The sequence below is a fragment of the Streptomyces sp. NBC_00637 genome (assembly GCF_045161545.1).
Taxonomy (GTDB): domain Bacteria; phylum Actinomycetota; class Actinomycetes; order Streptomycetales; family Streptomycetaceae; genus Streptomyces.
Window position 1 is genome coordinate 7153430 of the sequence record NZ_CP109046.1, and the last position, 19765, is coordinate 7173194.

The following is a 19765-nucleotide window of genomic DNA, read 5'->3' on the forward strand; positions in this document are numbered from 1 at the left end:
AGTGTGTCACGGGCGGGGTGAAATGGGCAGGGCAGGAGACATGACACGACTCTCCGGCGCGGTACGCGGTGTCCTTGCGGTACTCGTCGCCCTGCTGACCGTGACCGCCCTCTCCACCACCGCCCGGGCGAACGCCGACCCCGTCGCCCCCGCGGACTTCGTGGCCCTGAGAACCGTGGACCCGACGATCCTTCAGGAGATGCGCTACTTCACCCCGCACAACTTCGTCGGCGTACGCGTCGACGGCTACCGGCAGCCGGTCTGCCTCCTCACCCGGCCCGCCGCCGAGGCCCTGCACCAGGCGCAGACGCGGCTGCTGAGCCAGGGATACACACTCAAGGTGTACGACTGCTACCGCCCCCAGCGGGCGGTGAACCACTTCGTCCGGTGGGCCGAGGACCTGAACGACGAGAAGACGAAGGCGGAGTTCTACCCGAACGTCGACAAGACCCGTCTGTTCGAGGACGGCTACATCGCCGCGAAGTCCGGGCACAGCCGCGGCTCGACCGTGGACCTGACCATCGTGAAGCTCCCGGCCACTCCGACCAGGCCCTACGTGCCCGGCGAACCCCTCGTGCCGTGCTACGCCCCGAAGCAGCAGCGCTTCCCCGACAACTCGGTCGACATGGGCACCGGATTCGACTGCTTCGACACCCTGGCCCACACCCAGGACCCGCGTATCCACGGGCGGCAGCGCGCCAACCGGACGCTCCTCAAGGGCACCCTGGAAGGCCTCGGGTTCGTGAATCTCGCCGAGGAGTGGTGGCACTACACCTTCAAGCCCGAGCCCTACCCCGACACCTACTTCGACTTCCCCGTGTCCGTCAGGTCTCTCGCCCAGGGGCATTGAGCCGCCCGCGTACGACGCCCTCCCCAAGATCGGATACGCTCCGCCGCGTGTCCGAAACTCTGCACTCCATTTCGAACTCCGCGCGCGACTCCCACTGTTCGAGTTGCGGAGCGCCCTACGGGGAGGGTGTCACCGGCTGGCCCCGCACCTGTCCGGCCTGCGCCACCGTGGCCTACCGCAACCCGCTGCCGGTCGCCGTCGCGCTCCAACCCGTGTACGACACCAAGGGCACCGCCCTGGTCGTCATCACCCGAACCATCGCCCCCGCGCGCGGAGGCATCGCGCTGCCCGGCGGCTACATCGACGACCGCGAGGACTGGCGCCAGGCCGTCGTGCGCGAACTCAGGGAAGAGACCGGCATCGACGCCGCGCCCCGCGAGGTACGGCTGGCCGACGCCATGAGCTCGCCCGACGGCCATCTGCTGCTGTTCGGGATGCTGCCGGAGCGCCCCGCCGACCGCCTCCCGGCGACCGCCCCCACGGACGAGACCGAGGGCTGGCATCTGCTGCACAGGCCGGAGGAGCTCGCCTTCCCCCTGCACACGCTCGCCGTACGGGCGTTCTTCGAGGGCCGCTACATCTGAGCTCACCGCTCGTCGAGCCCGCGGACCCGCACCGGGTGGGACGGCACGCGCACGCCGTCCTCACCCTCCCGCTCGACGACGAGCCGCGGCCCCTCCCAGCGGGCGACGTACCGCTCGATCTCCGGCTCCTCCCAGCCGTCGCCCGCGTCCCGCACGACCACGCCGCCACCCGTCCGCCCCCGCACCGGCGCCCACACCTCCAGCTCCAGCCGGCCGTCGTCCCCGCGCACCGGTATGACGGCACCCGCGCGCGCCAGCACCGGGATACGCGACAACGGGGCGTCCACGAGGACCTGCCCCGGCCCCTGGTACGCCCGCCCCGTCGCCGTGTCGTACCAGCGCCCCCGCGGCAGCTGCACCGCTCGCCGGTCGCCCCCGGGAGCGAGCACCGGCGCCACGAGGAGGCAGTCACCCAGCAGAAAGGCGTCCTCGCAGTCCCGCAACGCCCGGTTGCCGGGCGCCCCCCACCACACCGGACGCACATAAGGGGCCCCGGTACGCCGGGCCACGTGCGCCAGCGTCACGAAATACGGCAGCAGGCGCCGACGCTCGAGGAACGCCACACGCGCGTGCTCCCAGACCTCGGGACCCGACGCCCACGGCTCCCGGTGACCCGCCCGCGTACTCGCGTGCGTGCGGAACAGCGGCAGATACGCGCCCAGCTGGAGCCGGCGCAGATACAGCTCGGGCGTCTCACCGCCGTAGAAACCGCCCACGTCCGGACCCGAATACGGCACCCCGCACAGCCCCAGCCCCAGCACCAGCGACAGTGCCGCCCGCAGCCCCGGCCAGCCGGCGACGGCGGCCCCGGACCAGATGCCGCCGTACCGCTGCACGCCCACCCACCCGGATCGCGAGAAGACGAACGGACGCTGGTCCGGAACCAGTTCCCCCACCCCCTCGTAGGCCGCCGAGGCCATGCACAGGCCGTACACGTTGTGGGCCTCGCGATGATCACCCCCGCGCCCCTCCAGGGCATGCCGGGCCGACCGGGGCAACGTCGCCTCGCCGAAGGCCGCGAACACCGTCGGTTCGTCCATGTCGTGCCAGAACCCGCCGAATCCCTGCGTGATCCGCTCCGCGTGGAGACCGCCCCACCACCGCCGCACGCGCGCGTGCGTGAAGTCCGGGAAAACCGCCTCCCCGGGCGCCGCCACCGCCGTGACGAGCCGGCCCGACGCATCCCGCACGAACACGTCCTCGGCCACCCCTTCGTCGTACACGGCGTAGCCCGGCGTGGCCCCGACCGCCGGGCCCACGGCCGACACCAGGCGTATCCCGTCCCGTCGCAGGTCCTCGGAGAGCACCGCCAGTTTCGGGAAGCGCTCCTGGTCGACCGTGAACACCCGGCGCTCGTCGTAGTGATCGATGCCGAGATGGACGGCACCCAGCGGCAGACCGTGCTCCTGATGGCCCGCCACCGTCCGCCGCACCTCCTCCTCGCTCCCGAGGCCCCGGCCCGCGAGCTGACGGCCGAGCGCCCACGCGGGCGGCAGCGCGGGCGCCCCGGTCAGCGCGACCCAGGCGAGCAGCACGCGCGCGGGGGTGCCCACCACCACCCAGCAGCGCAACGGACCACCGCTCATCCGCACCTCGCACGCGCCGGACCGGTCGTGTCCTGAGCCGGCCCCCTCCTCGCCCTCCCGCAGCGTGACCGTGCCGTCCCAGGAGGTGTCGTGGAACACCAGGTGAGTGGCAGCGTCGGCCACCACCAGCTGCACCGGCATCGTGAGCGGCCGCGGGTCGTCCCCCCGGCCGGACGCCCGCCCGGGATCCGTGTTCCACAGCCGGTACGTCCCGTCGCGCAGCCGCGGCCCCGACGCCCGCCCGCCGAGACCGAAGAAGCGCGCGTCCGCGGCCACCTCCGAACGCTGCATCCAGCGCGCCGGCCCGCCCGCCTCCGGTTCCCACCACCGGGGCGGCAGCTCGCGCCGCAGCAGCACGCCTCCGGGCGTGCGCACGTCGATGGCACCGTGCCGCGAGATCACGACCGTCACCCGCTCGGCGACGACCCGCCACCCGCCGTCCTTGTCGGGCTCCAGGACCGCTCGGGGATCCGGCTCGGGACAGCGACCAGCCAGCGCGTACGACGGCTCGGGCTCGGCACCGTCCCAACCCCAGAAGACCGCGCCGTTCACCGCGACCCGGATCCTCAGCTCGGAACGCGTGAACCGGAGCGTCCCACCGCCGGCCCCCGGCTCCGCCTCCCGCACCGGACCCGGCACCCGCGCGCGCTCGGGACCCCGCACCGGCAGGGCGGCCGCGTCGGCACGGTTCCTGCGCCAGGCGGCACGTATCGTCCGCAACCCCTGGGCAGCCCCCGCGGAACCGACCGCCTTCATCGAACGCACCAGGTCACGACCGTTCATGCTGTTCACCCTGTCACTGACCGCGTCACGCGCGCGGGTCGTTCAACTGCCGTTCACCTGTGGTGACGCCACATCTTCACGAGACGGAGTGTGGGGAGCCCACCCTGGTGCAGAAGTCGATCACATGGCATCGTCCGTGTCAGCCGCGTCACGCGCACCACCCCAGCTCGTGCGCGGGCGACGCACAACGACGCGCACAGCCCGGGAGCCGCCCCATGACGATCCTGAACCCCGAGCCGCTCTGGCGGCCCGACCCGCAGCGCATCGCCCAGGCCCAGGTCACGAGGTTCCAGGCCTGGGCGGCCGACCAGCACGGCGCCCCGTCCGAGGGCGGTTATCCGGCCCTGCACCGCTGGTCCGTGGACGAGCTGGACACGTTCTGGGAAGCCCTCACACAGTGGTTCGACGTCCGGTTCTCAGCGCCCTACACGCGCGTGCTGGGCGACCGCTCCATGCCCGGTGCCCAGTGGTTCCCCGGAGCGACGCTGAACTACGCCGAGCACGCGCTGCGCGCCGCCGCCACCCGCCCGGCCGAACCGGCCCTGCTGTACGTCGACGAGACCCACGAACCGAGCCCGGTGACCTGGTCCGAGCTGCGCCGCCAGGTCGGTTCGCTGGCCGCCGAACTGCGCGCCCTCGGCGTCCGCCCCGGCGACCGGATCAGCGGCTACCTCCCGAACATCCCGCAGGCCGTCGTGGCCCTCCTCGCGACGGCCGCCGTGGGCGGGGTCTGGACCTCCTGCGCCCCCGACTTCGGCGCCCGCAGCGTCCTCGACCGCTTCCAGCAGGTCGAACCCGTCGTCCTGTTCACCGTCGACGGCTACCGCTACGGCGGCAAGGAGCACGATCGCCGCGACGTCGTCGCCGAACTCCGCGCCGAACTGCCCACCCTGCGCGCCGTCGTCCACATCCCCCTGCTGGGCACGGAACCGCCCCGGGGAGCCCTGGAATGGTCGGCCTTGACGGCCGCGGACGAGGCACCCGTCTTCGAACAGGTCCCCTTCGACCACCCCCTGTGGGTGCTCTACTCCTCCGGTACGACCGGCCTGCCCAAGGCCATCGTTCAGTCTCAGGGCGGCATCCTGGTCGAGCACCTCAAACAGCTCGGCCTGCACTGCGACCTGGGCCCCGAGGACCGTTTCTTCTGGTACACCTCGACCGGCTGGATGATGTGGAACTTCCTCGTCTCCGGCCTGCTGACGGGCACGACGATCGTCCTCTACGACGGCAGCCCGGGCTATCCCGACACCGCCGCGCAGTGGCGGATCGCCGAACGCACCGGCGCCACCCTCTACGGAACCTCCGCCGCGTACGTCATGGCCTGCCGTAAGGCGGAGGTGCACCCGTCCCGCGACTTCGACCTGTCCAAGGTCCAGTGCGTCGCCACCACCGGGTCCCCGCTCCCGCCCGACGGGTTCCGCTGGCTGCACGACGAAGTCCGCGAGAACCTGTGGATCGCCTCCGTCAGCGGCGGCACGGATGTGTGCTCCTGCTTCGCCGGCGCCGTCCCGACCCTCCCCGTCCACACCGGCGAGCTCCAGGCACCGGGCCTCGGCACCGACCTGCAGTCCTGGGACGCGCAGGGTCACCCCGTGATCGACGAGGTGGGCGAACTGGTCGTCACCAACCCCATGCCGTCCATGCCGGTCCGGTTCTGGAACGACCCCGACGGCAGCCGCTACCACGACAGCTACTTCGACACCTACCCCGGCGTGTGGCGGCACGGCGACTGGATCACCGTCACCTCGCGCGGCTCCATCGTCATCCACGGCCGCTCCGACTCCACGCTGAACCGCCAGGGCGTACGCATGGGCTCCGCCGACATCTACGAGGTCGTCGAGCGGCTCCCCGAGATCAAGGAATCCCTGGTCATCGGGATCGAGCAGCCCGACGGCGGCTACTGGATGCCCCTCTTCGTGCACCTCGCCCCGGGAGCCGCGCTCGACGAGGCGCTCCTCGGCCGCATCAAACAGGCCATCCGCGAACAGCTCTCGCCGCGCCACATCCCAGACGAGGTCATCGAGGTACCCGGCGTCCCGCACACCCTCACCGGCAAACGCATCGAGGTCCCGGTCAAGCGGCTCCTCCAGGGCACTCCACTGGAGAAGGCGGTCAACCCCGGTTCCATCGACAACCTCGACCTCCTGCACTTCTACGAGAACCTGGCCCGCGAACGAGCCTGAGCCGCCGCGAGTGGCCTCGGCTCCACCGGTCACCCCCAGGAGCCCGAGGCCACCACCCTCGAACGCCCCCGCTCGGTCGTTTCCGCACTTCCGGGCCGGTGCCCCGCTCGCGCAGGCCGCGTTGTCAGTGCCGCCGGTTACTGTGAGTGAGCATTGATCAACCGTGCACACAGGGGGAAACATGGCACACACCGACCACCAGACCCTGCGCCGCGTCCTGCGCCGGGAGATCGCCGGCACCATCGGCGTGCTCACCGACGAACACGACTTCCGTGCCATGCGGCGCTACCGAACCTTCGCCTTCGACGATCACGCCCTCTACCTCCAGCAGGTCGAAGACCTCCTGAAGACACGCGCCACGCAGGGCACCCACACCACCGTGGCCCTCTTCGACCCCCAGGAATACGCCGAGTACTGCACCGGCAGGGGACTCGACCCCGACATCCCCGCCAACCGCACCCGCTTCACGGCCGAACTCGCCACCACGGGCCCCACCATCCCCTACGAGGGCCAGCCCCTCGCCGACCTGCTGCCCGCCCTCGTCGACGAGGCCGTACGCCAGGCGACCTGGGAATACGCGGCCACCCTCCTCGCCCGCCTCGGCGCCTGCGCGACCTGCGGCGAGGACATCGGCCGCGCCGCCTTCACCCGCGCGTCGAACCTCGTCGCCCGCATCCTCGACACGGCACCACCCGGCAACCGGCACCTCGTGTGCAGCGTGACCAGCCCACCCGAAACACTCGTCGCCGTCCTCCACGCGGACGAGGACGCGGACGGCGCGACCCCCCTCGACGAGCCCGAAGCCCTCGAGTTCACGACCGTCCTCGCGCTGGGCCTCGCCACGCAGAGTCCGGGCGGCCTGGTCATGCGCACCACCGCCCACGACACCTCCGACCAGATCTACGGATGGCGGCTGCGCGGCAACGGCCTCGAGCCCCTGACCGCCGGCGAGGTCTTCGACGCCTACTGCACCGACGCCGAATCCGGAGACCTCATCTCACCCGAGTCCAACGTGGACTACTGCTTCCCACCGGACCTCGGCCAGGAGGGGAAGACGCCGGGCCACAACCACTGACGCAAGGGGACGAAAGGACGCTCACGCACAGCAGGGGCGCTCCACCCGAAGGCGGAGCGCCCCTGCTCACCGACCGATCACCGGCCGGAACCGACTACTCGCCGGAGAGCACTGCCTGCGCGGCGTTGCGCGCCTCCTCGGCACTGTCCGCCGCGCGCGCGGCGGCCGCGGCACGCTCACACTGCGCCAGCGTGTACTTGGCCAGCGCGGTCCGCACGTAGGGAATCGAAGCCGCCCCCATCGAAAGAGAGGTGACTCCCAGACCCGTCAGCACACACGCGAGCAGCGGATCGGACGCGGCCTCGCCACACACACCGCAGCTCTTGCCCTCGGCCCGTGCCGCCTCGGCGGAGAGGGCCACGAGGTCCAGCAGCGCGGGCTGCCACGGGTCCTGCAGCCTGGACACCGCTCCGACCTGCCGGTCGGCGGCGAAGGTGTACTGAGCCAGGTCGTTCGTACCCAGCGACAGGAACTCCACCTCCTGCAGGATCGAGCGAGCCCGCAGGGCGGCGGACGGAATCTCCACCATCGCGCCGAACTTCGCCCGCAGCCCCGCTTCGCGACAGGCGTCGGCGAACGCCTTGGCGTCGGTGCGGTCCGCCACCATCGGTGCCATGACCTCGAGGTAGACGGGCAGCCCCTCGGCGGCCTTCGCCAGCGCGGTCAGCTGGGTCCGCAGGACGTCGGGGTGGTCCAGCAGGCTGCGAAGCCCACGCACGCCCAGCGCCGGGTTGGGCTCGTCGGCCGGGGTGAGGAAGTCCAGCGGCTTGTCGGCGCCCGCGTCCAGCACACGCACGACGACTCGTCCCTCGGGGAACGCCTCGAGCACCTGCCGGTAGGCCTCGACCTGCTTCTCCTCGGACGGGGCGCTTCTGCTGTCATCGAGGAAGAGGAACTCGGTACGGAAGAGCCCGACCCCCTCCGCCCCGGCCTCCACGGCGGCCGGCACGTCGGCGGGCCCGCCGACGTTCGCCAGCAGCGGCACCTTGTGACCGTCGGCGGTCGCGCCCGGCCCGGTCGACGCGGCCAGCGCCGCCTTGCGCTGGGCCGCCGCGGCCTCCAACTGGGCCTTCTTCTCCTCGCTGGGGTCGACGAAGATATCGCCGGTGCTGCCGTCGACCGCGATCACCGTTCCCTCGGCGAGCTCACCGGCTCCCGGCAGGGCCACGACAGCCGGCACACCGAGCGCACGGGCCAGGATGGCGCTGTGGCTCGTCGGCCCGCCCTCCTCGGTGACGAAGCCGAGCACGAGCGTCGGGTCCAGCAGCGCGGTGTCGGCGGGCGCCAGGTCCCGGGCCACCAGCACGTACGGCTCGTCGCTGTCCGGAACACCGGGCATCGGCACGCCCAGCAGACGGGCGACGATACGATTCCGCACGTCGTCGAGGTCGGCCACGCGCCCCGCGAGGTACTCGCCGGCTCCTGCCAACAACTCACGGTAGGCGGCGAACGCGTCGTACACGGCCCGCTCGGCCGTGCTGCCGACGGCGATACGCCGGTCCACGTCGACCATCAGCTCGGGGTCCTGCGCCATCATGGCCTGCGCCTCGAGCACCGCCTGGGCTTCGCCCCCCGCCAGATTGCCGCGCGCCATCAGATCGGCCGCCACAGCTTCCACGGCCTGGCGGGCACGCCCCTGTTCGCGCTCCGCCTCTTCCGCCGGGATCTGTTTGGCGGGCGGTTCGAGCACCGCCGTTCCCATGTGCCGAACCTCGCCGATCGCCACACCGTGACTCACGCCGACGCCTCGCAGCGTTGTCTCCATCTCACCCGTCTCCGGTTAGTGCGGCGGGTCCCGCCGCCGCGGTGGTTGTCCTGCGTGCCGTCGGCATGACGGCGTCGGCACTACTGCCAGGAAAAGAGGACGTCGCCGGTTTTGACGTCGCCGTCCTCACGGAGCTCGCCGAGCGAGTCGGCGGTGGCCTCCAGCGCGACGACCGGGCACACCGGGGACTTGCCGGCCTCCTCGACCGCGGCCGGATTCCATCGCACGATGCTCTGCCCGCGCGTCACGGTGTCGCCCTTGTTCACCAGGAGCTCGAAGCCCTCGCCGTTGAGCTGCACGGTGTCGATACCGAGATGGGTGAGAACCCCATGCCCTTCGGAGTCGACCACGACGAAGGCGTGCGGGTGGAGGGAGACGATGACTCCGTCCACGGGTGCGACGGCCTCGGAAGGCTCACGCACCGGGTCGATCGCCGTGCCCGGGCCGACCATGGCTCCGGAGAAAACCGGGTCCGGCACGGCCGCCAGTCCGATGGCGCGTCCTACTAGAGGGGACGTCACGGTGGTCATGGGAAGCCTCCCAGGGGTGGAGATGTATATGGGCCGTCACTGCTTGTCCAGGTCGGCGCACTGTGCAGCAGGGTATGTCATATGAAGTACCGCTTCCGCACGAGAGATCCCGATCCGTGGTCTAGACCACTAGCCTAGTCGATTTGCAGCGGCTCTGCGGCCCCGTGTACAGTCGTACTCCTGCTTGAGGGTGAGCGACGCGATCAAGCGTGCTTACCGAGCAGCATCCAACTTGTCAGATCCTAACTTTGGATCATCTTTCGCATGTCTGCGGAACGGTGGTCAGGGGGCCGGAAAAACACTGATAGAGTCGGTAACGCAAGACCGAAGGGAAGCGCCCGGAGGAAAGCCTGAGAGAGTCTCTCGGGTGAGTACAAAGGAAGCGTCCGTTCCTTGAGAACTCAACAGCGTGCCAAAAATCAACGCCAGATATGTTGATACCCCGTCCCCGGCAGTGATAGCCGAGGATGAGGTTCCTTTGAAACAAAACACAGCGAGGACGCTGTGAACGGCCGGGCTTATTCCGCCTGGCTGTTCCGCTCTCGTGGTGTCGTCCCGATTACGGGAAAACATTCACGGAGAGTTTGATCCTGGCTCAGGACGAACGCTGGCGGCGTGCTTAACACATGCAAGTCGAACGATGAACCACTTCGGTGGGGATTAGTGGCGAACGGGTGAGTAACACGTGGGCAATCTGCCCTTCACTCTGGGACAAGCCCTGGAAACGGGGTCTAATACCGGATAACACTTCCACTCGCATGGGTGGAGGTTAAAAGCTCCGGCGGTGAAGGATGAGCCCGCGGCCTATCAGCTTGTTGGTGAGGTAATGGCTCACCAAGGCGACGACGGGTAGCCGGCCTGAGAGGGCGACCGGCCACACTGGGACTGAGACACGGCCCAGACTCCTACGGGAGGCAGCAGTGGGGAATATTGCACAATGGGCGAAAGCCTGATGCAGCGACGCCGCGTGAGGGATGACGGCCTTCGGGTTGTAAACCTCTTTCAGCAGGGAAGAAGCGAAAGTGACGGTACCTGCAGAAGAAGCGCCGGCTAACTACGTGCCAGCAGCCGCGGTAATACGTAGGGCGCAAGCGTTGTCCGGAATTATTGGGCGTAAAGAGCTCGTAGGCGGTCTGTCACGTCGGATGTGAAAGCCCGGGGCTTAACCCCGGGTCTGCATTCGATACGGGCAGACTAGAGTGTGGTAGGGGAGATCGGAATTCCTGGTGTAGCGGTGAAATGCGCAGATATCAGGAGGAACACCGGTGGCGAAGGCGGATCTCTGGGCCATTACTGACGCTGAGGAGCGAAAGCGTGGGGAGCGAACAGGATTAGATACCCTGGTAGTCCACGCCGTAAACGGTGGGAACTAGGTGTTGGCGACATTCCACGTCGTCGGTGCCGCAGCTAACGCATTAAGTTCCCCGCCTGGGGAGTACGGCCGCAAGGCTAAAACTCAAAGGAATTGACGGGGGCCCGCACAAGCAGCGGAGCATGTGGCTTAATTCGACGCAACGCGAAGAACCTTACCAAGGCTTGACATACACCGGAAAGCATTAGAGATAGTGCCCCCCTTGTGGTCGGTGTACAGGTGGTGCATGGCTGTCGTCAGCTCGTGTCGTGAGATGTTGGGTTAAGTCCCGCAACGAGCGCAACCCTTGTTCTGTGTTGCCAGCATGCCCTTCGGGGTGATGGGGACTCACAGGAGACTGCCGGGGTCAACTCGGAGGAAGGTGGGGACGACGTCAAGTCATCATGCCCCTTATGTCTTGGGCTGCACACGTGCTACAATGGCCGGTACAAAGAGCTGCGAAACCGTGAGGTGGAGCGAATCTCAAAAAGCCGGTCTCAGTTCGGATTGGGGTCTGCAACTCGACCCCATGAAGTCGGAGTTGCTAGTAATCGCAGATCAGCATTGCTGCGGTGAATACGTTCCCGGGCCTTGTACACACCGCCCGTCACGTCACGAAAGTCGGTAACACCCGAAGCCGGTGGCCCAACCCCTTGTGGGAGGGAGCTGTCGAAGGTGGGACTGGCGATTGGGACGAAGTCGTAACAAGGTAGCCGTACCGGAAGGTGCGGCTGGATCACCTCCTTTCTAAGGAGCACTTCTCACCGATCCCTTCGGGGTGAGGTCAGAGGCCAGTACATCGGCGTACGTCCGATGCTGGTTGCTCATGGGTGGAACGTTGATTATTCGGCCGGATTCTGGGTCGGAGGCTTGCAAGTACAGCTCGTGAGAGCGTGGAAAGCATGATCTTCGGGCGGGAGCCGGCCGGGCACGCTGTTGGGTATCTGAGGGTATGGCCGTATGGCTGCCTTCAGTGCCGGCCCCAGTGAACTCGCCGAGTGTGGCGGGGTGATGGGTGGCTGGTCGTTGTTTGAGAACTGCACAGTGGACGCGAGCATCTGTGGCCAAGTTTTTAAGGGCGCACGGTGGATGCCTTGGCACCAGGAACCGATGAAGGACGTGGGAGGCCACGATAGTCCCCGGGGAGTCGTCAACCAGGCTTTGATCCGGGGGTTTCCGAATGGGGAAACCCGGCAGTCGTCATGGGCTGTCACCCGCTGCTGAACACATAGGCAGTGTGGAGGGAACGCGGGGAAGTGAAACATCTCAGTACCCGCAGGAAGAGAAAACAACCGTGATTCCGGGAGTAGTGGCGAGCGAAACCGGATGAGGCCAAACCGTATACGTGTGAGACCCGGCAGGGGTTGCGTGTGCGGGGTTGTGGGATCTCTCTTTCACAGTCTGCCGGCTGTGAGACGAGTCAGAAACCGTTGATGTAGGCGAAGGACATGCGAAAGGTCCGGCGTAGAGGGTAAGACCCCCGTAGTCGAAACATCAACGGCTCGTTTGAGAGACACCCAAGTAGCACGGGGCCCGAGAAATCCCGTGTGAATCTGGCGGGACCACCCGCTAAGCCTAAATATTCCCTGGTGACCGATAGCGGATAGTACCGTGAGGGAATGGTGAAAAGTACCGCGGGAGCGGAGTGAAATAGTACCTGAAACCGTGTGCCTACAAGCCGTGGGAGCGTCGGACGGAGAGCTTGCTCTTCGTCTCGTGACTGCGTGCCTTTTGAAGAATGAGCCTGCGAGTTTGCGGTGTGTTGCGAGGTTAACCCGAGTGGGGCAGCCGTAGCGAAAGCGAGTCCGAATAGGGCGTTTCAGTAGCACGCTCAAGACCCGAAGCGGAGTGATCTAGCCATGGGCAGGTTGAAGCGGAGGTAAGACTTCGTGGAGGACCGAACCCACCAGGGTTGAAAACCTGGGGGATGACCTGTGGTTAGGGGTGAAAGGCCAATCAAACTCCGTGATAGCTGGTTCTCCCCGAAATGCATTTAGGTGCAGCGTCGTGTGTTTCTTGCCGGAGGTAGAGCACTGGATAGGCGATGGGCCCTACCGGGTTACTGACCTTAGCCAAACTCCGAATGCCGGTAAGTGAGAGCGCGGCAGTGAGACTGTGGGGGATAAGCTCCATGGTCGAGAGGGAAACAGCCCAGAGCATCGACTAAGGCCCCTAAGCGTACGCTAAGTGGGAAAGGATGTGGAGTCGCACAGACAACCAGGAGGTTGGCTTAGAAGCAGCCACCCTTGAAAGAGTGCGTAATAGCTCACTGGTCTAGTGATTCCGCGCCGACAATGTAGCGGGGCTCAAGCGTACCGCCGAAGTCGTGTCATTCATACAATAGGGCCAACGCCTGTATGGATGGGTAGGGGAGCGTCGTGTGCCGGGTGAAGCAGCCGCGGAAGCGAGTTGTGGACGGTTCACGAGTGAGAATGCAGGCATGAGTAGCGATACACACGTGAGAAACGTGTGCGCCGATTGACTAAGGGTTCCTGGGTCAAGCTGATCTGCCCAGGGTAAGTCGGGACCTAAGGCGAGGCCGACAGGCGTAGTCGATGGATAACCGGTTGATATTCCGGTACCCGCTGTGAAGCGTCAAACATCGAACCAGGCGATGCTAAGTCCGTGAAGCCGTTCCGGACCCTTCGGGGAAAGGAAAGTGGTGGAGCCGACGAACCAGACTTGCAGTAGGTGAGTGATGGGGTGACGCAGGAAGGTAGTCCATCCCGGGCGGTGGTTGTCCCGGGGTAAGGGTGTAGGCCGTGTGATAGGCAAATCCGTCACACATCAAGGCTGAGACCTGATGCCGAGCCGATTGTGGCGAAGTGGATGATCCTATGCTGTCGAGAAAAGCCTCTAGCGAGTTTCATGGCGGCCCGTACCCTAAACCGACTCAGGTGGTCAGGTAGAGAATACCGAGGCGTTCGGGTGAACTATGGTTAAGGAACTCGGCAAAATGCCCCCGTAACTTCGGGAGAAGGGGGGCCATCACTGGTGAGAGGACTTGCTCCTCGAGCTGGGGGTGGCCGCAGAGACCAGCGAGAAGCGACTGTTTACTAAAAACACAGGTCCGTGCGAAGCCGTAAGGCGATGTATACGGACTGACGCCTGCCCGGTGCTGGAACGTTAAGGGGACCGGTTAGTCTAGTTTCGACTAGGCGAAGCTGAGAACTTAAGCGCCAGTAAACGGCGGTGGTAACTATAACCATCCTAAGGTAGCGAAATTCCTTGTCGGGTAAGTTCCGACCTGCACGAATGGCGTAACGACTTCTCGACTGTCTCAACCATAGGCCCGGTGAAATTGCACTACGAGTAAAGATGCTCGTTTCGCGCAGCAGGACGGAAAGACCCCGGGACCTTTACTACAGTTTGATATTGGTGTTCGGTTCGGCTTGTGTAGGATAGGTGGGAGACTTTGAAGCGGCCACGCCAGTGGTTGTGGAGTCGTCGTTGAAATACCACTCTGGTCGTGCTGGATGTCTAACCTGGGTCCGTGATCCGGATCAGGGACAGTGTCTGATGGGTAGTTTAACTGGGGCGGTTGCCTCCTAAAGAGTAACGGAGGCGCCCAAAGGTTCCCTCAGCCTGGTTGGCAATCAGGTGTTGAGTGTAAGTGCACAAGGGAGCTTGACTGTGAGACCGACGGGTCGAGCAGGGACGAAAGTCGGGACTAGTGATCCGGCGGTGGCTTGTGGAAGCGCCGTCGCTCAACGGATAAAAGGTACCCCGGGGATAACAGGCTGATCTTCCCCAAGAGTCCATATCGACGGGATGGTTTGGCACCTCGATGTCGGCTCGTCGCATCCTGGGGCTGGAGTCGGTCCCAAGGGTTGGGCTGTTCGCCCATTAAAGCGGTACGCGAGCTGGGTTTAGAACGTCGTGAGACAGTTCGGTCCCTATCCGCTGCGCGCGCAGGAATATTGAGAAGGGCTGTCCCTAGTACGAGAGGACCGGGACGGACGAACCTCTGGTGTGCCAGTTGTTCTGCCAAGGGCATGGCTGGTTGGCTACGTTCGGGAGGGATAACCGCTGAAAGCATCTAAGCGGGAAGCCTGCTTCGAGATGAGTATTCCCACCCCCTTGAGGGGTTAAGGCTCCCAGTAGACGACTGGGTTGATAGGCCGGATGTGGAAGCCCAGTAATGGGTGAAGCTGACTGGTACTAATAGGCCGAGGGCTTGTCCTCAGTTGCTCGCGTCCACTGTGTTGGTTCTGAAACCACGAACAGCCCCATGCCATGGTCACGGTGTGGTGCGGCTGCATGTGTTTCACAGTGTTTCGGTGGTCATAGCGTGAGGGAAACGCCCGGTTACATTCCGAACCCGGAAGCTAAGCCTTACAGCGCCGATGGTACTGCAGGGGGGACCCTGTGGGAGAGTAGGACACCGCCGAACTCCCTTTAGAGCTCTGGCTCTTGGGCATACAGCCCGAGAGCCAGAGCTTTTTTGCGTTGGGGTAAGGTCAGGGGGCATCGTTGGCTTATTTTCTACTGGAGGCCCCCGGGTGGAGGTCCAGGAGACCCGTGTCCAGACAGACCGGGTCCTCACCATCCCCAACATCCTCAGCATGGCGCGTCTCGTCGGCGTACCCCTGTTCCTGTGGCTGATCCTCCGGCCTGAGTTCGGAGGCCCGCAGAGCGACGGCTGGGCGCTCCTCGTGCTGGCTTTCAGCGGGATCACCGACTATCTGGACGGCAAGCTGGCCCGGCGCTGGAACCAGATCAGCAGCCTCGGCCGGCTCCTCGACCCTGCTGCGGACCGGCTCTACATTCTTTCGACGCTGGTCGGGCTCACCTGGCGGGAGATCCTGCCCGTCTGGTTGACCGCTGCACTTCTGGCCCGCGAGCTGGTTCTGCTGGTGATGGTCGGCATCCTGAGGCGGCACGGCTATCCGCCGCCGCAGGTGAACTTCCTGGGGAAGGCAGCCACCTTCAACCTGATGTACGCCTTCCCGCTGCTTCTTCTCAGTGACGGAAGTGGCTGGCTGGCGTCACTCGCTGCCATTTTCGGATGGGCGTTCGCCGGATGGGGTACAACGCTCTATTGGTGGGCAGGAGTCCTCTACGTGGTACAGGTCCGCCGCCTGGTTCGTGCGGACGCCATGGTCGACTGACCTCGCCGATTGGCAGCTCTGCAGTGGCTCGATGGCCCGCGGACGAAAAGTGCGGGACAATCTGGACGGGTGAAGTCGGCTTGACAGTCGTCTCTTTAGGAGGACGCTTCCGACATGAAGGCCGTCGTGATGGCCGGAGGCGAAGGCACGCGCCTTCGCCCTATGACCTCGAGCATGCCCAAGCCGCTCCTGCCGGTGGCCAACCGGCCGATCATGGAGCACGTTCTGAGGCTGCTCAAAAGGCATGGGCTCAACGAGACCGTCGTTACTGTTCAGTTCCTGGCGTCGCTGGTCAAGAACTACTTCGGTGACGGCGAAGAGCTCGGTATGGAGCTCAGTTATGCCAACGAGGAGAAGCCACTCGGTACCGCCGGAAGCGTCAAGAACGCGGAGGAGGCGTTGAAGGACGACGCCTTCGTCGTCATCTCCGGTGATGCCCTCACTGACTTCGACCTCACCGAGCTGATCAACTTCCACAAGGAAAAGGGCGCGCTGGTCACGGTCTGTCTGACGCGTGTGCCCAATCCGCTGGAATTCGGTATCACCATCGTCGACGAAGAGGGCAAGGTCGAGCGCTTCCTGGAGAAGCCGACCTGGGGCCAGGTCTTCTCGGACACCGTGAACACGGGCATCTACGTCATGGAGCCGGAGGTCTTCGACTACGTCGAGGCCGACGTGCCCGTCGACTGGTCCGGAGACGTCTTCCCGCAGCTGATGAAGGAGGGCAAGCCGGTCTACGGCTTTATCGCCGAGGGCTACTGGGAGGACGTGGGCACGCATGAGAGCTACGTCAAGGCCCAGGCCGACGTGCTCGAAGGCAAGGTCGACGTCGAGATCGACGGGTTCGAGATCTCGCCCGGAGTCTGGGTGGCCGAGGGCGCCGAAGTGCATCCCGATGCCGTGCTGCGCGGCCCTCTCTACATCGGGGACTACGCCAAGGTCGAGGCCGGCGCCGAGATCCGCGAACACTCCGTCATCGGATCCAACGTCGTCGTGAAGAGCGGGGCCTTCCTCCACAAAGCAGTCGTGCACGACAACGTGTACGTCGGTCAGCACAGCAATCTGCGTGGCTGTGTCGTGGGGAAGAACACCGACATCATGCGGGCGGCGCGGATCGAGGACGGCGCCGTCATCGGCGACGAATGCCTGATCGGTGAAGAATCGATCGTGCAGGGCAATGTGCGGGTCTATCCCTTCAAGACCATCGAAGCCGGCGCGTTCGTGAACACGTCGGTGATCTGGGAGTCCCGCGGCCAGGCGCATCTGTTCGGTGCCCGTGGGGTGTCCGGGATCCTGAACGTCGAGATCACGCCCGAGCTGGCCGTGCGCCTCGCCGGCGCCTACGCCACGACCCTCAAGAAGGGGTCCACGGTCACCACGGCCCGCGACCACTCGCGTGGCGCCCGTGCGCTGAAGCGGGCCGTCATCTCCGCGCTCCAGGCCAGTGCCATCGACGTACGGGACCTGGAGAACGTACCGCTGCCAGTGGCGCGGCAGCAGACGGCGCGGGGGAGTGCCGGCGGGATCATGATCCGGACCTCGCCCGGGGTACCGGATTCCGTCGACATCATGTTCTTCGACGGGCAGGGCGCGGACCTGTCGCAGGGCAGTCAGCGGAAGCTGGACCGGGTGTTCGCCCGGCAGGAGTACCGGCGGGCGTTCCCGGGAGAGATCGGGGACCTGCACTTCCCGGCCAGCGTCTTCGACTCGTACACCGGGTCGCTGCTGCGGAACGTGGACACGACAGGGATTGCCGAGTCCGGGCTGAAGGTCGTGGTGGACGCCTCCAACGGCAGCGCCGGCCTGGTGCTGCCGAGTCTTCTGGGGAAGCTCGGCGTCGACTCGCTGACCATCAACCCCGGCCTGAACGAGGCCAGGCCCACGGAGACGGGCGACCAGCGGCGCTCCGGGCTCGTCCGGCTCGGAGAGATCGTGGCTTCGTCGCGGGCCGCGTTCGGTGTGCGGTTCGACCCCGTGGGTGAGCGCCTCTCCCTCGTCGACGAGAAGGGCCGGATCATCGAGGACGACCGGGCGCTCCTGGTGCTGCTCGACCTGGTCGCCGCCGAGCGGCGCAGCGGCCGGGTGGCCCTGCCGGTGACCACGACGAGGATCGCCGAGCAGGTGGCGGCGTATCACGGGACGCAGGTCGAGTGGACGACGACCTCGCCGGACGACCTCACCCGGGTCGGGCGGGACGAGACGGCCATCTTCGGCGGGGACGGCAAGGGCGGATTCATCGTCCCGGAGTTCAGCAGCGTCTTCGACGGTACGGCGGCCTTCGTGCGGCTGATCGGGCTGGTGGCGCGGACGCAGCTCACCCTCAGCCAGATCGACGCGCGGATTCCGCGGGCACATGTCCTGAAGCGGGATCTGGCGACCCCGTGGGCGGTCAAGGGCCTCGTGATGCGGCGGGTCGTAGAGGTGGCCGGAGACCGCTTCGTGGACACCACCGACGGCGTTCGGGTGGTGGAGACGGACGGGCGCTGGGTGATGGTGCTGCCGGACCCGGCCGAGGCCGTCACCCACCTGTGGGCGGAGGGGCCGGACGACGCGTCCGCGCAGGCCCTGCTCGACGAGTGGGCGTCGGTCGTGGACAGCGCCGGACGCTGAACCACGCGCACGCGCGCGTGCCGGACAAGTGTCCCCAAGGGGGCCTGTCCGGCACGCCGGTGGGGCCATTCGGAGGTACCGGGCGCGACGTGCGACGATGTGCGGCATGCCGCAGCAGCCCCCCGTTCGGAGCACACCCGCGCGCGTGTCGCGCCCGGACGCGTCCATGTCGCTGCTCACCAACGTCATGGACCACAGCCTCGACGACGGATACGCCGAGGCCGCCGCCCGTAAGCAGGCCGAGGGCGCCGGTGGTCTGCCCAGAACGGTCCAGGCGAAGCTGGTGCTCGCCGTGGGCCTGGTGCTCGCCGCCCTCGTGGTCACCGTGGGCGCGGCGCAGGCGCGGGTCGCGGCGCCGGTCGTGGCGAAGGAACGCGAGGAACTCATCGACCGTATCGATCGTGAGACCGATGCGGCCGACGCACTCGAGGACACGGTCGACAAGCTGCGCGACGACGTGAGCAGCCGGCAGCAGGAGGCGCTCAAGCAGAGCGGCGGCAGTGACCAGGCGGATCTGGTGGGCATCCTGTCGGGCGCCGTCAAGGTGCACGGCCCGGGCGTCAAGCTGGTCGTGGACGATGCCGAGGAAGCCACCACGGGCGGTGACGGCGACCCGCGTGAGACCACCGGCTTCTCCGACACGGGGCGGGTCCGGGACCGTGACATGCAGCGCGTGGTCAACGGACTGTGGGCGTCGGGCGCCGAGGCTGTCTCCATCAACGGGCAGCGGCTGACGGCGCTGTCCGCGATCAGGGCCGCGGGTGAAGCGATACTGGTCGACAACAAGCCGCTGGTGCCGCCGTACACGGTGCTGGCGGTGGGGGACGGGAAGAACCTCAGCACCAGGTTCCAGAACAGCGCCGACGGGCTGTACCTGAACGCCTTGCAGGAGAACTACGGCATCCGGACGGCCATCTCGGTGGTGGACGACGTCCGGCTGCCCGCCGCACCGAGTGTGATCGTACGTACAGCGCAGCCGAGAACTGAGAAGGGCACATCGTGATCGCCGTACTGGGCCTCGTCGTGGGAGTCGTGGCCGGCCTGTTGGTCCAGCCCGAGGTTCCGGCGGCCGTCGTGCCGTACCTGCCCATCGCCGTGGTGGCGGCGCTGGACGCCGTGTTCGGCGGGCTTCGGGCCATGCTCGACGGCATCTTCGACGACAAGGTGTTCGTGGTGTCGTTCCTCTCGAACGTGGTGGTGGCCGCGTTGATCGTTTTCCTGGGCGACGAGTTGGGTGTGGGATCGCAGCTGTCCACCGGGGTCGTGGTCGTCCTCGGTATCCGGATCTTCTCCAACGCCGCGGCCATCCGCCGGCATGTCTTCCGGGCGTGAGGCCG

The 19765-nt window shown here is 66.5% G+C and carries 11 protein-coding genes and 3 rRNA genes; 11 read left to right on the forward strand and 3 right to left on the reverse strand.

The annotated features are described in order from the left end of the window. Positions 1 to 40: 40 nt before the first annotated feature. Both OG440_RS31495 and OG440_RS31500 read left to right on the forward strand, forming a co-directional pair. The gene (locus tag OG440_RS31495) at positions 41 to 850 is read left to right on the forward strand and encodes a M15 family metallopeptidase (RefSeq protein ID WP_406010135.1); all 810 of its coding nucleotides are present in this window, start codon (positions 41 to 43) and stop codon (positions 848 to 850) included. Between the two features lie 47 nt (positions 851 to 897). Next, the gene (locus OG440_RS31500; RefSeq protein ID WP_406010136.1) at positions 898 to 1434 is read left to right on the forward strand and encodes an NUDIX domain-containing protein; all 537 of its coding nucleotides are present in this window, start codon (positions 898 to 900) and stop codon (positions 1432 to 1434) included. A 2-nt stretch (positions 1435 to 1436) separates the two neighbouring features. Here the strand turns inward: OG440_RS31500 and OG440_RS31505 are convergent, their stop codons facing one another. Next, positions 1437 to 3803 carry a glycoside hydrolase family 31 protein gene (locus OG440_RS31505; RefSeq protein WP_406010137.1) on the reverse strand — a complete coding sequence of 789 codons (2367 nt, stop codon included), beginning with the start codon at positions 3801 to 3803 and terminating at the stop codon, positions 1437 to 1439. Between the two features lie 215 nt (positions 3804 to 4018). Between OG440_RS31505 and OG440_RS31510 the strand changes: the two genes are divergently transcribed. Together OG440_RS31510 and OG440_RS31515 are read left to right on the forward strand one after the other, a co-directional pair. Further along, on the forward strand, positions 4019 to 5986 hold the full coding sequence (locus tag OG440_RS31510; RefSeq protein ID WP_406010138.1) for an acetoacetate--CoA ligase: 1968 nt from the start codon (positions 4019 to 4021) through the stop codon (positions 5984 to 5986). A gap of 181 nt (positions 5987 to 6167) precedes the next feature. Next, positions 6168 to 7061 carry a hypothetical protein gene (locus OG440_RS31515; protein ID WP_406010139.1) on the forward strand — a complete coding sequence of 298 codons (894 nt, stop codon included), beginning with the start codon at positions 6168 to 6170 and terminating at the stop codon, positions 7059 to 7061. A 94-nt stretch (positions 7062 to 7155) separates the two neighbouring features. Here OG440_RS31515 and ptsP read toward each other — a convergent pair whose 3' ends face one another. Continuing rightward, positions 7156 to 8826, reverse strand: a complete 1671-nt coding sequence (ptsP, locus tag OG440_RS31520; protein ID WP_406010140.1) for a phosphoenolpyruvate--protein phosphotransferase — start codon at positions 8824 to 8826, stop codon at positions 7156 to 7158. Positions 8827 to 8906: 80 nt separating this feature from the next. Continuing rightward, entirely contained in the window at positions 8907 to 9356 is a 450-nt protein-coding gene (locus OG440_RS31525) for a PTS glucose transporter subunit IIA (protein WP_062646593.1), read from the reverse strand. A gap of 572 nt (positions 9357 to 9928) precedes the next feature. Between OG440_RS31525 and OG440_RS31530 the strand changes: the two genes are divergently transcribed. From OG440_RS31530 to OG440_RS31560, 7 genes are all read left to right on the forward strand, one after another. Then, a 16S ribosomal RNA gene (locus OG440_RS31530) occupies positions 9929 to 11454 on the forward strand. Between the two features lie 315 nt (positions 11455 to 11769). Beyond that, a 23S ribosomal RNA gene (locus OG440_RS31535) occupies positions 11770 to 14892 on the forward strand. A gap of 91 nt (positions 14893 to 14983) precedes the next feature. Then, positions 14984 to 15100 (forward strand): 5S ribosomal RNA (gene rrf / locus OG440_RS31540). Together the 16S, 23S and 5S rRNA genes form the textbook arrangement of a ribosomal RNA operon. Positions 15101 to 15209: 109 nt before the next feature. Then, positions 15210 to 15818 carry a CDP-alcohol phosphatidyltransferase family protein gene (locus OG440_RS31545; protein ID WP_406010141.1) on the forward strand — a complete coding sequence of 203 codons (609 nt, stop codon included), beginning with the start codon at positions 15210 to 15212 and terminating at the stop codon, positions 15816 to 15818. 114 nt (positions 15819 to 15932) lie between these two features. Then, on the forward strand, positions 15933 to 18428 hold the full coding sequence (locus OG440_RS31550; RefSeq protein WP_406010142.1) for a sugar phosphate nucleotidyltransferase: 2496 nt from the start codon (positions 15933 to 15935) through the stop codon (positions 18426 to 18428). 166 nt (positions 18429 to 18594) lie between these two features. Next, positions 18595 to 19431 (forward strand): DUF881 domain-containing protein, encoded by an 837-nt coding sequence (locus OG440_RS31555; protein WP_406011508.1) that lies wholly within the window; start codon positions 18595 to 18597, stop codon positions 19429 to 19431. Next, a complete protein-coding gene (locus OG440_RS31560) occupies positions 19428 to 19760 on the forward strand; it encodes a small basic family protein (RefSeq protein WP_020133151.1) in 333 nt (110 codons plus the stop codon). Before OG440_RS31555 ends, OG440_RS31560 begins: the two co-directional genes overlap by 4 nt. Positions 19761 to 19765 lie beyond the last annotated feature (5 nt).

What these genes read in the sequence shown, in the direction of transcription:
- OG440_RS31495 (WP_406010135.1), top strand. Translation starts at nt 41, where the DNA reads ATGACACGACTCTCCGGCGCGGTACGCGGTGTCCTTGCGGTACTCGTC.
- OG440_RS31505 (WP_406010137.1), bottom strand. Translation starts at nt 3,803, where the DNA reads ATGAACGGTCGTGACCTGGTGCGTTCGATGAAGGCGGTCGGTTCCGCG.
- OG440_RS31510 (WP_406010138.1), top strand. Translation starts at nt 4,019, where the DNA reads ATGACGATCCTGAACCCCGAGCCGCTCTGGCGGCCCGACCCGCAGCGC.
- OG440_RS31515 (WP_406010139.1), top strand. Translation starts at nt 6,168, where the DNA reads ATGGCACACACCGACCACCAGACCCTGCGCCGCGTCCTGCGCCGGGAG.
- ptsP (WP_406010140.1), bottom strand. Translation starts at nt 8,826, where the DNA reads ATGGAGACAACGCTGCGAGGCGTCGGCGTGAGTCACGGTGTGGCGATC.
- OG440_RS31525 (WP_062646593.1), bottom strand. Translation starts at nt 9,356, where the DNA reads ATGACCACCGTGACGTCCCCTCTAGTAGGACGCGCCATCGGACTGGCG.
- OG440_RS31550 (WP_406010142.1), top strand. Translation starts at nt 15,933, where the DNA reads ATGAAGGCCGTCGTGATGGCCGGAGGCGAAGGCACGCGCCTTCGCCCT.
- OG440_RS31555 (WP_406011508.1), top strand. Translation starts at nt 18,595, where the DNA reads ATGTCGCTGCTCACCAACGTCATGGACCACAGCCTCGACGACGGATAC.